This is a genomic window from uncultured Clostridium sp. (genome assembly GCF_900547735.1).
Classification (GTDB): domain Bacteria; phylum Bacillota; class Clostridia; order Lachnospirales; family Lachnospiraceae; genus Otoolea.
Map to the genome: position 1 here is coordinate 22,211 of NZ_URHZ01000014.1, position 12,200 is coordinate 34,410.

At 52.3% G+C, this 12,200-nt stretch carries 18 protein-coding genes and 1 pseudogene; 2 read left to right on the forward strand and 17 right to left on the reverse strand.

Annotation, left to right across the window (positions count from 1 at the left end):
• Position 1: 1 nt before the first annotated feature.
• The 12 genes and pseudogenes from QZT18_RS06430 to QZT18_RS06480 all read right to left on the reverse strand — a co-directional run bounded on the left by QZT18_RS06430 (position 2) and on the right by QZT18_RS06480 (position 7,611).
• A complete protein-coding gene (locus tag QZT18_RS06430; protein WP_120152634.1) occupies positions 2–331 on the reverse strand; it encodes a hypothetical protein in 330 nt (109 codons plus the stop codon).
• Positions 332–340: 9 nt separating this feature from the next.
• On the reverse strand, positions 341–553 hold the full coding sequence (locus QZT18_RS06435; protein ID WP_120152635.1) for a mercury transporter: 213 nt from the start codon (positions 551–553) through the stop codon (positions 341–343).
• A 13-nt stretch (positions 554–566) separates the two neighbouring features.
• Positions 567–1,448: a conjugal transfer protein TrbL family protein gene (locus tag QZT18_RS06440; protein WP_366925806.1), complete on the reverse strand. Its 882-nt coding sequence runs from the start codon at positions 1,446–1,448 to the stop codon at positions 567–569.
• Positions 1,449–1,470: 22 nt separating this feature from the next.
• A complete protein-coding gene (locus QZT18_RS06445; protein WP_120152636.1) occupies positions 1,471–1,782 on the reverse strand; it encodes a SpoVG family protein in 312 nt (103 codons plus the stop codon).
• Between the two features lie 65 nt (positions 1,783–1,847).
• Positions 1,848–2,111, reverse strand: coding sequence for a DUF6133 family protein (locus tag QZT18_RS06450; protein ID WP_294145734.1), 264 nt, complete (start codon positions 2,109–2,111; stop codon positions 1,848–1,850).
• A gap of 92 nt (positions 2,112–2,203) precedes the next feature.
• Complete coding sequence (locus QZT18_RS06455) at positions 2,204–2,548, reverse strand: Mbov_0395 family pilin-like conjugal transfer protein (protein ID WP_120152637.1); 345 nt, start codon at positions 2,546–2,548, stop codon at positions 2,204–2,206.
• Positions 2,538–4,787: a VirD4-like conjugal transfer protein, CD1115 family gene (locus QZT18_RS06460; protein ID WP_294145736.1), complete on the reverse strand. Its 2,250-nt coding sequence runs from the start codon at positions 4,785–4,787 to the stop codon at positions 2,538–2,540. The genes QZT18_RS06455 and QZT18_RS06460 overlap by 11 nt, the downstream gene beginning before the upstream one ends.
• Positions 4,784–5,476 (reverse strand): DUF4406 domain-containing protein, encoded by a 693-nt coding sequence (locus tag QZT18_RS06465; protein ID WP_294145738.1) that lies wholly within the window; start codon positions 5,474–5,476, stop codon positions 4,784–4,786. The genes QZT18_RS06460 and QZT18_RS06465 overlap by 4 nt, the downstream gene beginning before the upstream one ends.
• 72 nt (positions 5,477–5,548) lie before the next feature.
• Complete coding sequence (locus QZT18_RS06470) at positions 5,549–5,908, reverse strand: SLOG family protein (RefSeq protein WP_294145740.1); 360 nt, start codon at positions 5,906–5,908, stop codon at positions 5,549–5,551.
• A gap of 3 nt (positions 5,909–5,911) precedes the next feature.
• A pseudogene (locus QZT18_RS23490) lies at positions 5,912–6,079 on the reverse strand (SymE family type I addiction module toxin); the annotation flags it as partial.
• Positions 6,080–6,097: 18 nt separating this feature from the next.
• Positions 6,098–6,694: a hypothetical protein gene (locus tag QZT18_RS06475; protein ID WP_294145742.1), complete on the reverse strand. Its 597-nt coding sequence runs from the start codon at positions 6,692–6,694 to the stop codon at positions 6,098–6,100.
• A gap of 86 nt (positions 6,695–6,780) precedes the next feature.
• The gene (locus tag QZT18_RS06480; protein WP_120152642.1) at positions 6,781–7,611 is read right to left on the reverse strand and encodes a hypothetical protein; all 831 of its coding nucleotides are present in this window, start codon (positions 7,609–7,611) and stop codon (positions 6,781–6,783) included.
• A gap of 122 nt (positions 7,612–7,733) precedes the next feature.
• On the opposite strand from QZT18_RS06480, the gene QZT18_RS06485 reads away from it, so the two are divergent.
• Together QZT18_RS06485 and QZT18_RS06490 are read left to right on the forward strand one after the other, a co-directional pair.
• Positions 7,734–7,922 (forward strand): hypothetical protein, encoded by a 189-nt coding sequence (locus QZT18_RS06485; protein WP_120152643.1) that lies wholly within the window; start codon positions 7,734–7,736, stop codon positions 7,920–7,922.
• A gap of 149 nt (positions 7,923–8,071) precedes the next feature.
• Positions 8,072–8,320, forward strand: coding sequence for a helix-turn-helix domain-containing protein (locus QZT18_RS06490; RefSeq protein WP_294145745.1), 249 nt, complete (start codon positions 8,072–8,074; stop codon positions 8,318–8,320).
• Between the two features lie 27 nt (positions 8,321–8,347).
• On the opposite strand, the gene QZT18_RS06495 is transcribed toward QZT18_RS06490, so the two are convergent.
• The 5 genes from QZT18_RS06495 to QZT18_RS06515 all read right to left on the reverse strand — a co-directional run bounded on the left by QZT18_RS06495 (position 8,348) and on the right by QZT18_RS06515 (position 12,199).
• Positions 8,348–9,034, reverse strand: coding sequence for a hypothetical protein (locus QZT18_RS06495; protein ID WP_120152645.1), 687 nt, complete (start codon positions 9,032–9,034; stop codon positions 8,348–8,350).
• 12 nt (positions 9,035–9,046) lie between these two features.
• Positions 9,047–9,721, reverse strand: coding sequence for a hypothetical protein (locus QZT18_RS06500; protein ID WP_120152646.1), 675 nt, complete (start codon positions 9,719–9,721; stop codon positions 9,047–9,049).
• A gap of 254 nt (positions 9,722–9,975) precedes the next feature.
• Entirely contained in the window at positions 9,976–11,193 is a 1,218-nt protein-coding gene (gene mobP3 / locus QZT18_RS06505) for a MobP3 family relaxase (RefSeq protein WP_120152648.1), read from the reverse strand.
• Between the two features lie 16 nt (positions 11,194–11,209).
• Positions 11,210–11,710, reverse strand: a complete 501-nt coding sequence (locus tag QZT18_RS06510; RefSeq protein ID WP_120152649.1) for a hypothetical protein — start codon at positions 11,708–11,710, stop codon at positions 11,210–11,212.
• A gap of 12 nt (positions 11,711–11,722) precedes the next feature.
• Entirely contained in the window at positions 11,723–12,199 is a 477-nt protein-coding gene (locus tag QZT18_RS06515; RefSeq protein ID WP_120152650.1) for a hypothetical protein, read from the reverse strand.
• Position 12,200: the final 1 nt, after the last annotated feature.

Below are 12,200 nucleotides of genomic sequence, written 5' to 3' on the forward strand. Positions count from 1 at the left end.
GTCAGTCTCCTTTCTTGAACCCCCACTCGTCCATCATGCGGTAGGGGTAAATCTGCTGGCTGCGCCAGAACCGGGCCATGTTGCCGATCTGGTCAACCACGCTTTGGTTGTTCTGGTCTTTCGTACACATCATCACACTGCCGAAGATGCCGGACAGCACCGCCACAACGGTCAGCGCCACATTTCCGGCAAATAGCCATAAAAGAGCCGCCACCGCCCCGCCGGACAGGGAGCCGATGGCGCTCTGCAACAGCTCCCGTCTGCCGAAGCCGTTGAACAGTTCGTTTTCCGCTTTTACCCCGGTAGGGATGTACAGGTTGATTTCGTTCATTTTGGCCTCCTATGCTCCGTAATAGTAGAACACAATGTCCTTAATCTGCCAGATACATTCCGCCAGCACATAGAACAGCACCGTGTTCTTGGCGCGTTTCTTAAACTGCGTCTGTTCTTCCTCCGCCCCTTGGAGCCGCACCATGCAGTAGATCAACCGGAACACGGCTCCCGCCCGGATCAGGACGATGACGGCCGTGGAAATATCGTCAAGGGTAATCAATGCCGCCACCTCCTTACTTCATCAGATTTTTTGCCATGCCGACCAGACGGACAGAGTGATAGATATTGTTTACCATACCGCCACCGCCGCCGGTGGGAACCATAAATTCGGACAGGAACCTCGGCGTCTTGATGGCAAGGACCAGACAGGCAATCCCCCAAAAGACATTGAGGTTAATCCCCACATTCATCATCATGCCCACGCCCAGTTTGCAAAGGCTGATCTGCACCATGACCGCCACCGTGGACTGAAAAAACTTGGTCAGGTAGGTCTTGAACACGCCTTTGTCATTGTCCAAAAGGCCGGTGCAGGCGAGGGGCAGGCCAATTCGCAGGATCATAATCTCCACGCCCCGCATGAGGAACTGGAAATAGAGGATAAAGTAGCAGATGACAAACACCAGCCCGAAAATGGCGGTCACAAGCCCCGCCGAGGACAGGCCGTTTACCCATGCCTGCCAGTCATAATTGGTGGATGCCCCGATTGCCGTGATAAGCTGGTTCGTCAGGCTCTCCGTAATGTCTGCCAGCCAGCCGTACATGACCGGAAAGCAGACGGCAACGGCGATTGCCTGCACAAACCGGATGATAAGCTGGGTCGGCTCACTGTCCGGGTCGCCGTCCGTCCACATGACATAGCACTCAAATCCCTTTTTTAAGAATTTCAGGATAATCAGTGATACGCCAAACCCCAGCAGGATTTGAAACAGAACGTCCACCATGCTGCCGCCGCTGGCCGCTGTCATGTACTGGTCGGCATGGAGCGTCATGGGAACAAGGTCTGCAAGCATACTGTCGATGAACGCCACCGCGCCGTTTAACACCGCCTCAATCAGCAGCACAAGGATTACTTCCAAATAATCACCTCCCTGCCCGGTGGGATCTGTTTTTCCCACCGGGCGTTATCTTCCTCACGCCTTATCCCTGCGGCTCTGCTTCCGGCTCCCGCTCCGGGAGCGGCGTTTCTTCCTCCGGCTGTTTTGCCTTTTCATAAGCGGAAAGAACGGTGTCCTTGATCTGCTTGTGAAACTCTGGTGTAATGGGGAAACAGATGTCTTTGTAATCCCCGGTTTTCAGCTTGCGGCTGGGCATGAACACCGCCAGCCCCTTTTCGCAGTCCGCCACACGGATGCCGGTAATCAGGAATTTTCCATCAAGGCATACCGTGGCGATGGCTTTCAGCCTGCCCTCGTCCTCAAACTGCGCCGTAATTTTTGCACTTACTTTCATGTGCGCTGCCTCCTGTAAAAGAATGGGCCGCCCCGCTCCATGCGGGACGGCCGTGCCGAGTGAAATTAACCCTTGTAATCAAACAGGTCTTTGATACGCTGGGTCAGGGTGGGGAGGATCGTATCCTTAAAGAGCATATACAAGCCCGCCAGCAGCAGAGCGCCGACCACAACACTGATAAGGATTTTCAGAGCCGTGTCCACGAAGCCTTCACCGCTCTGACTCGTTAAAGTCTCCCTGATTTTGTCCTTGGCCTGCAAGCCCTTGACATAGCCCCGGACTGCCAGATTATTGACCTTTGCGGATACCTTGTTCATCATGTTTTTCATTGTGTTTGTTCTCCTTTTTGATTTGAATTTTGTTTGGATATAGAAAAACCGCAGGCTTTCCCTGCGGATTCTCACGGTTTTGATGCTCCGGCTTACTTGTAGTAGCCGATGATGATATTGAGGGTGGCGCTGCCCAGCACCGCGCCGATGCAGGACACTACCGCCACCACAATACGGCTGTTCCATTTTTTCTGATCCATTTCATCAGCAGCGGAACGCCTGATACAGAAATAGATGATCAGCAGCCCCGCCACAACCGGGGCAAGCACCATCAGCCATGTGGTGGCGTCCTGAATGAGTTTTTCCGTGCCTTTGGCAATCTGGCTGTCGGAGATACCAGCCGCATATGCCGTGGTGCTGCTTCCCAGCATGAAAAGAGCGGCTGACCCGGTTACGGCCGCCGCCCTCAATTTGCTTATTCCATTTTTAATCGTCATCTTCACTCTTGTCTGAACCTCCTTTTTTGTATCCCTTCAGGGATGAAAACATTGCGCCTGCCTGAGAAGCAAACGCCTGTGACTTTTGCTGCGCTTCTTTAAGCTGCAAGTCCTTGGTGTAGTACACCCAGATATTCCACAGCGGTATTTCTCCTGTCTTTTGGGAAATGACAGGCCGCGCCGCTTCTCTGGCCTCCCGTACCTTTCGGTTATGCTCCGGGCCGCCCAGCCCGCACATCTTGTTAAAATGCCACTGGGACAGATCGGGGGCGGTCATCATGGCAGGGTGCGCCCTGCTGATTACGATTTGATAGGGGCGGGAGATCCGCCGTATCTCATCCGTGGTCAGAAGCTCCCGCGCCACAAGGCTGATACTGTGGGAGCTGCTTGGGTTCACATACCGCCCGTGCTGGCTGGATAGCTGGTAAGCCGAGGTGGTGTATTTGCCCAGCTTGTCGCACACGTCCTGCAAGGTTTCCTTATCATCCGCCTGTAAATAAATCCATGTCTGGCAGTTGGATTTGACGATGGCGGCGGTTTCCTTATCATACTTCTGTGTAAGCTGTTCAAAGGATTGCAGGAACAGGTTGAACCGCACCCCGCGCCCGCCTGCCACGGTCAGTTTGTTGGTAAAGTCGTTCAGCTTCGTAAAATTGCCGAACTCATCGAGGACAAAATTAACCCGGCGTTCCAGACGGCCGCCGCGCATATCCGACTGCCGCACCAGCAGTTCATAAAGCTGGGACACCATCAGGCTGGCGATTGGGTAATAGGTGGTCTTTTCATCCGGCAGGATCAGGAACAGTGCCTGCTTTTTCCTGCCGATGTCCGCGATATTATAATCACTCTTATGGGTGATCGAGTAAACAGAGCGGGAAGTGAACAGCCGGAGCGTGGTCAGCGCCGAGGTGTCAAAGCTGCCCTTGGTGCGGCTGGGCGCCACCTCCGCAATCGACATGAGCGCCCGCGCCGGATGGTCGTTGGGGAGCTTCTTCATGTACTCGCTCATAGGGGACTTGCCGCCCACGGATTTACTCATCTCCGCAATAAACCAATAGACATTGGTAAGGTTCTGGTACTGCGGGCGCTTGGCGTTATCCACCACCACACAGAGGATAGCCGCCGCAATCGTGGACTTCTCGCCGTTTTCCCAAATCTTCTCGTTGGAGGTGTTGTCGCCCACCAGAATGTTGGTAATGTCCCATGCGTACATTTCCGCGCGCTCCATATCCTTTGCCTTTACCGCGTCAATGACCGGCTGGAGCAGATTGTAGCGTGTGCTTTTCTCCGGGTTTTTAAAGTCAAGGCAGATTACCTCATAACCCAGCTTTTTAAGATACCCCGCCGTGTAGTCGTACAGCTCTGCCTTGGGGTCGCTGATTACCAGACTTTCCCCAGCCAGCGCGAGGGAACAGATGGACTGGATTACCAGACAGCGTGTTTTTCCTGACCGGGTTGCGCCGATGGTCAGGGTGTGGGTGTCATCCCCGATGCAGTACAGGGTTTCCCGGTTCCCATGCTTCTCCATGCCCACCACAATTCCACCGCTGTCAAACAGCTTATTGGGGTCAGGCGCTTCTTCCTCTGTATGCGGGTCCTCTTGGGGGTTATCCCGTTTCTGTCCCTCCTGCCTTAAATCAGGAGCCGCAACGTCATAAGATACCGTTTCAAAATTTTCATCCTCCTTCAATTCGCTTTTTATAGAAACAGGCGGGAGGGCGTCGGCTTTGTCCGGCTCCGTCTCGACAGAGCCTTGCCGCTGTTCCTCCCGCCCGGTTTCCCCATGTTCGGTTTCTTTTTTCATAAATGGCAGATCATCGTATCCTGTGTCCAACAGCATTTTGATGACCGGGTTTGCAGGGTCAATGTCCTGTGTCCGAAAGGTCTTGCCCTTTTCCTCCTCTTTGAGCCACCGAGAGGAACCATGCTGGAACTGGCCGACCGGAGCCGGTGTGCAAATATCCCCGGCCACCTTGATTAAATCGCTCTGATATGGCCGGTCGTTCTGCACCCAAAAGAGGACACAGCACAGGCAGATAAATCCCTCAAAGGAAAGAAACATCAAAAGCTGCTGGCGTTTAGTAAACAGTCCGGTCATGCACTGGAACAGAGGTACAAGGGTCAGCGTGTCATACTCCCTTGACAAAAGCCCGTGGAGCGCCGCCGTAAAGAACAGGTTGAAGATACTGCCAATGCAGATTAGGGCTGTGCTTAGAATCAGTTTTTCTTTTTTCTTCATCGGCTCATGTCCTCGTCCGGCTCCGCCACAGGCTGCAAAGCCGTCAGGTTCTCCCCCAGTGCGGGGTAGAGTTCCGTCAGCCGTTCCAGCGTTTCCGGCTTTGCAACGCCCCACACTTCGCCCCTTGCGATTGCCAAATGATCCCGGTCAACCGGATGGAGCAGATGAATGGTATCGCTGAAATGATAATCAGGAGCGCAGCCGGGACCGTGGGTGCAGAGCCATAGCTGGTTCAGCGGGGTACGGTGTTCCGCTGCCAGCGACTCATGGCGTAAAATTACCCACTGTTTTTCATAATCCTCCCTGCGGCTGTTTGGAATACAGTCATTTTCCGATAGCAGGCAGTTTCCGTCCGGGCTGATTGGGTAATACTGCGGAGCGGTCGGGTTCCGCATATAGAATGTCGGGATGCCATGCGCTGCGGCAAATTCTATTTCGCCGCGCATACCCTCGCTGATCTGCTTTCCCATCACCCATAATTCTTCTGAGTGGGACAGCAGTTCCAGCCCCAGCTTCAACCCCTGTTCCCGCTGCTCCGGGATGGTGTCGTTACACCACTGGCTGAAAATGATATGGGGAGCCAGAGCCAGAACACCGCTTTCCGCCGCCAGCCTGCAATATTCCACCGCATTTCGGATATTGGTATCGTAATCCCCGCGCAGGGGGCTTGCGATATAGACCTGTTTCATTAAATCACCTCCAAAAATGAAAAAACATGGCGCACACCCCACTAAGAGGTATGCGCCATGTCTTTTTCTAAGCTATTCTGCTGTCACTGTAATTACCTTGACTTCTTTCCCGATTTTTGCGGCATAGTCAATCGTATGCTTTGTGCCACGGCTTTTCCCGTCCCATATGGCAAGAACCATATCCGCCTGTTCCACCATTTCATCATTCCTTTTTAGAGGGGCCGCTTTGCCGAACCTTGCATAGTCCGGCTTGAACACCCTGCTTTCTATCCCATGTGCGGCAGCATACCGCTCTGCCACGGTGTCAATCCCTTTGGCGCCGCCGCTGATAATCAAGCCGCAGTCTGACGGGATATAAGGGGAGAGGTCAAAGGCGGTGATGGAACGGGACCCGGCAACCAGAACGCTGACGGACTTTGTTCTACGGATCACAAGCATCCCCTCCGAACAGTTCACTTCCACATGACCGCCCGGTAAAAAACCGCAGTCTGCCAGCCACTTTCCCTGCATCCGCAGTTGCGGTGTCAGAGGGCCTTGCCCATCCCGCACCCCATAGATTTTTAACCTCCGCGTATTTCTTTTTTCTATCTCTTTATCCTGCAACCTTATCCTCGCATTTCCTTATTCTTTTGGGAACCGTTCCGGGGCATAGACAATAACGCCTTCAATCTCCCTGTCCCCAAACTCAAAATTCATGTAATAATCCCGGATAAAACAAGTGGTGCAGATTCCGTTCAGGGAATAGATTTCCCCTGTGACAAAATCAATCATAGCATAGGGGCAGCGTTTCCCATCAGGAAATTCATCCGCCCAGCTTTTGTCCAGCTCTGCAATTTTGCTCATACAATCCGGACAGTACAGCGGGGCAATTTCTTCTAAAGTAATTTCCTTGCCTTCCTCCCATGACAGGCTTAAATCACAGATACCACGGCCGCCCATGACCATCATGTGACCGAAACGGCCATCACCGTCACCTACCATCATTGTACTGGAATACCCGGAATTATCCTTAAGCGTACCGTCATCCTCATATTCAAAAATCCGCAGATCACTGATGTCCCCGCTTGCAAGGTTCAGCACACCGATGGAGTCCAGTTTGCTGTAATAACTCCAAATACTCCTTGAACCGCAAAGGGCGCAGTCCTCCCTCGCCGCTGTTCCTGACGGTAAGCAAATATGCCGGGTTTCCTCTATCGTCATACTTTCCTCAACCGCCATGCTTTCCTCTGCTGACCGGGGAGCATCCTGCAAGGAACAACCGCAAAGGCCAAGCAGAAGCACCGTTATCAACACAAGCCCTTGCTTCATGGCTCAATTTCATAGCCGGTTTCTTCATCGAAATCCGGTTCATAATCGCCGCCCTGTGCCATTTCCTCTGTCATATCCTTGGCGGCCTCTAACTGTACGGCAAGGAACAGCGCGTCAGGAGCGTTTACCTCCGGTATCCGGCTTTCCTCCGGCATACAATGATTGTACTGGGACGCATATGCCTGAAACCGGTGATTCAGGGTAGCGTACAGGCTGTCCTCTGAAACAATGAGCGCCTCCGCTTCCCCAAATACATTCTTTAACTCGTTCAGGGGAATTGCGCTGGATGCCAGATCATAGAATAGGTACTCCCCATGCTTCTGGCCGAACTCCATCGCCGTGGGGGTCATATAATTATCCGCAACCGCTTCATGGACAGCAAAAAGCATCTCATGGTTATCCTGAGTAAAACAGATTCCGTTGCGGATTGGCAGCGTGTCTATCACATCGCCCTGCGGCGTCTCAACCGGCGGCCTGCACTCTCCAAAGTAATCCGACAGGGACACCTTTCCGTCCCGTTTAATATCCTCCATCTGCTGCATGATGGCTGTTTCCGCACGTTTGCAGGCTGCCATCTTACGCTGAAGGATCTCATACATAGGGATGTCCTTCATGTTCTCGTCATAGCAGAGCCAGTCGCCGTCCTGCTCCGCCATACTGACCGCCTTGGGCGACAAGTTTTTTTCGGCTGTTTCCTTTTTTGCCATAACGCCGGTGTGTTCAGTCCCATTCGCGTCCTTGGCAATAATCATGTAAATGTTGAGGGCGATTTCCGTACAGGTGTTGATGGTTCCCCATATGGACTCCCCTTGTGGTGGTTGGTGCATACTTTCACTCTCCTTTTTCTTTTTAGGATAAAATGCTATCACTTACCTGTCAAGTGACAGTATATAAAGTTAAAAAACTACCATACAATATATCTAAACCAATCAAGTGGAGGATATATTCTATGGCTACAAACAAAAAAGTGTTTACCCTGCGTCTCGAAGATGAAATCTTTGACAAAATAGGAGCCTTGGCAACCGCCGAACACCGTTCCCTGACGAACTACATTGAGTATGTACTGCTGAAGCATATCAATGAGGTGGAACAGGAGCGGGGCGTCATCAAGCCCGATTCTGAAAAAGACAATGACTGACGGCTCCGCAGACAGGATGCGGGGCCGTTTTCTTTTTCCCATCTTCCGTTATATTATATATTGCTTTATGTGGTAGTGCAATCGCTTTACCTCAAATAATTTATGCTTTTCATCGCAACGGGTAAAATAATATGGTTAGGAGGTTTACGATGCCGAATAATCATATTGCATTTGAAAACAAAGACTATTATATTGAACTGGGGTTGAACATTGCATTTTACCGGAAACGGGAAGGGATGACACAGGAAATGCTGGCTGAAAAGTCGGGTGTCAGCCGTTCTCATTTGAGTGCCATTGAAGCCCCAAATATTATCAGGCCGTTTTCCATGGAGATACTGTTCAATATTGCAAGGGCTTTGAATGTCGCCCCGTGCAAACTCCTTGAGCTCAGGGAGTAAAGGCTTCGCCGCAGATGGCGGGGCCTTTTATCGTTCCAGCGTATTTTCAATCTGGCTGAACAGCTTGGTAAAATCAAAAACACGTTCTTTTTTAGAAAGCTCCGGCACAATATCCTCGATCCGGTCGATCAGTGCCGCCACCGAGTCCATATCATCTTGGTTTAAGTCGTTGTCCACGGTACGCATTTTGACAAGACCGGCATGGAGGATTTTCAGTTCCGTTTCGGAAAACAGCTTCTTCTCGTCCACAAGGCCGCTTCTGAGGGCAAAATCCTCAAAGGCGGCCTCTTTGTTGTAAAAATACCGGCGCTGGATGGCGGCGTTCCCATGCTCGGTGTCCTTGCGGTAGGTGGACAGCACATATTCAAAAATGGGGTGGTGCTTACACGCCAGCACAACGCCGTTATGCTCGTTGATCCTTACCGCGCCGCCCTGTTCCTTTCCTGTCAGCGCATCATCGTAAGGCTTATCGGCACAAATGCCGCAGGCAATGGCGGTAGTCTTTGCAAGGCTCAAAAGTCTGGCAATCTGTTTCTCGTCTACCTCCACAAAGGGGTTTTTGATGATGGCGTCCTGCTTGGAATAAAAGGCGACAGGCTTTTCCCGGTGGTAGATGTCCGCCACATAGTCGGGGGAGGACGGCGGCCGGATGGAGAAGCCTTTTTTCTCAATCGTTTCAAAATATGCCTGATAAAATTCTGTTTTACTTTTCATAGGTTACACTCCTTATCCATTCTCGTGCTGGAAACACTGGCGGGGTGACAGTTCCGGTTCTGCGGGGAGATAGCTTTCCATCTTTGCCATGAGCGCATTGATCCGGCTTTCTGCGGCGCTATCCAGTTCATTGTCCAGACAGACAGTCCGCGCACAGCAGGACACTAACAGCCGCAATTCCTCCGGTGAAAATTGCAGGGGACTTTGCAGGGTAAGGCCGCTGCGTTCCATGAAGCTGCCCTGTGCCGTCACCGGGTCATAGAAATACTTCTCCCTGTAAAAACGGCGGCGGTTATGCCCCGGCGCCGCTTTCTGGCAAGTGACAAACTCATAGCCAAAGAGGGCCGTCTGTCGGCACAGCAGCACCACGGCGGCACTCTCAAACACCTTATAAAAAGAGCCGTTTGTCAGGCTGGCCGGCTCCATCTGCTCCATATCCCCAAAAGGCGGCTGCACATAACAGTCAAGCTCCCTGCGGCTTTCTCCGGCTGTCTGCTCCAAAGTCCGTGCGTTATCGGCGTCATAGGCTTCATAAATGATTTCCCCATCCCGTGTGATGACGCACAGGAGCGGTTTACCAGCGTAAACCTCGGCGGCAAGATCGCCCTCCGGCATGGTTTCCACCCGGAAGCCCGCCTTACGAAGCCGTTCAAAGAAGTCCTGTAAAAATTCCTGTCTTGTTTTCAATTCACTTCCTCCGTTTCATCAGCTTTTTATAAAAATACCATGCGCAGTCCGGCGGCCTGCTCCCCATGGTGCAGCTTGGCACGTTCACAGGAAACTGATACGGGCAGCCCCGGCATGGATGGTCTTGTGGGTATTCATAGGCCGTGGCGCCGCTATGTTCCGCAACACCACAGCCGTTAAAATATTGTCTTTGCTGTTTTAAGTACACAGTTCTCCTTTCCGGCTCTGAATCTCCCTGCCGGAAAGCGGCGGGGTCAATGCTCATAGCCTTTATCCTGATATTTCAGGTACAATTCCTTTTTTGCCTCCTTAGACAGATCGCCGCCAGCTTTCAGCATATCCTCAAACTGCCGGTCATTCGTGCCGGTCATATCGGAAAGCATGGAGAGTGCTTCCAGCAGCATATTTTCCATATAGAACTGTCGGCGGCGCCCTTGGTACTCGGCAGATTTCATTTCCCCGTCCAGCCGGTTCAGGGTCTTTACCATGCCTAAAATACGGTTGGCGATGATTTTGTCAGCTTCCATGCTGAATTTCTCTTTCATCGAGGCCAGATAATCCTCGTTCCCGCCATAGAGAAGCGTCATCTTCATCCTGCTCTGCACATAGTCCTCTTTTTGCTTTTGCAGGGCGGGGAAATTCTTCAGCAGGAACCGCACCAGTGCGTCCACCTGTTTCCTGACCGCAGGCGGCAGAAGCTGATAAGCAATCCGGCCATGCTCCGGCAGGGCAGACTTGATTTTGAATACCCGGTCTGCCGTTTCCTCCAGCACCGTATCCTTAAAGTCAAAGGTATCGGAAATTTCGTCCTCGGCGTCGTATTCCTCCCGCAGCCGTTTATACTTTTTCGCTTCGAGCTGCCGGATATGGCTTTCAAAATCGTCCGCCAGTTCATCACCCAGCCGCCTGATTTCAGCGGCGGCAGCATTTTTTTCTTCCCCATATGCCCGGATTTTGTCCGGGAAGGTGTCTTTTATCATCTGCCTGCGGATTGCGTTCGGAATGGCGGGCGGGGTAAATGGGTTTTTCACCCGTGAGGACGTATCCCAAAACACCACATGAATATGCGGATGGCCTTTCTCCTTATGGAGCGCACACGCCCATTGAAGCGCACTTGGAGCAATCCCGTTTTTCTGTGCGATGGTAAGGATGTGGTTGTCTATGTATCTCTGCCATGATTTCTGATCGGTCAACCGCAGTTCCCCGGCCGTGGCCTCATCAAAGGAAACCACGCTGCGGTACATGGTAATGTGCTTCTTTGAGTTCTGGTAAACCAGTCTCGCAATATCCCGCCAGTCAGTAAACTCGGTCACAGTACCCGGCGTGAGTTTTCCAAACAGGCCATGGCTCATGCCCTCGTTTTTGGCAACCCTCGGCCGGGTGGCAATATAGCGGATATGGGCATAATTTTTGCTGGCCGTACTTTTATAGTTGGGATTTTTGAAACGCTGCTTATAGACTAAGATGGAGATAGGCCGTCACCTCCTGTCAGCGTTCCCATCCATCGTCCTCCGGCATTTCGTATTCCTCATCCTCTGCGGCCTTACACGCACGGGCATAGTTCTCCATGGTCAAGCGGTATCGGTCGGTTTCCTCCATCAGATAGTCCACACCGGTGGCCGCACTGGGCGGGTAGGGGACATACGGCTGGTAAAAATGGAATCTGTCCATCATGGCGTCCTTTTTGGGGGCAAGCATATCCATAAATTCATCATACCCATAGGGGCAGTTCCGGCGGATCTCCTGACAGGCCACATTCAGCCCGGTCAGGGTATCGCCCTGCTCCAGCTTGGACAGCACCAGCCCGCCTATCGGTTCCTCCGCCGTAAGCTGTACCTTGACTGCTTCCGTGCCGCCCACGGGCAATTCCCTCCATTCCGATGTGATGCCGATGCTTGCCAGATGATCCCGCAAATCGTAAAGGCTGCATGGCAGGGTCACAACCAGCGTCCCGCCTCTGGCCTGATTTTTAATCACTCCTGTTATCACAAGTTCCTCCTTTCATCGTTCTATCCCGTTTTCTTCCGCCCCGGTTATCTCCATATTGGCGTATAGGCGTTCCATCCGCTCATGGAGCCGCTGGGTCTTTTGATACTCCTGATCGTCCAGCGTCAAATTGCCTGTCTCCGGCTCCATTACCACTTCCATCTGGCCGGCGGCGATATAGCAGGCGGTGCAGGCCAGTTCCATATAGGGATAGCCCAGCCGGGATATATCAAAGGGCGTCACCTTACATTTGCTCGTCCACGAAAAAAGGTTATGGGCGATGTCAATGATCTGCTGGGAAGTCTCGTCAAACCCTTTGGTCAGGCGTTTGACTTTGGCAAACTCAATGCCGTCTGCCGTGACGCACTTCCGGGCGGCCTCGTAAATCTCCGGGTCATGGGATAAAAGATAAAAGGCCGCATGATAGGAACAGTCCAGCGGTCTGTTTCCCGTCAATGCGGCCAACTCTGTATAGCGTTGTGCGTGTGACATT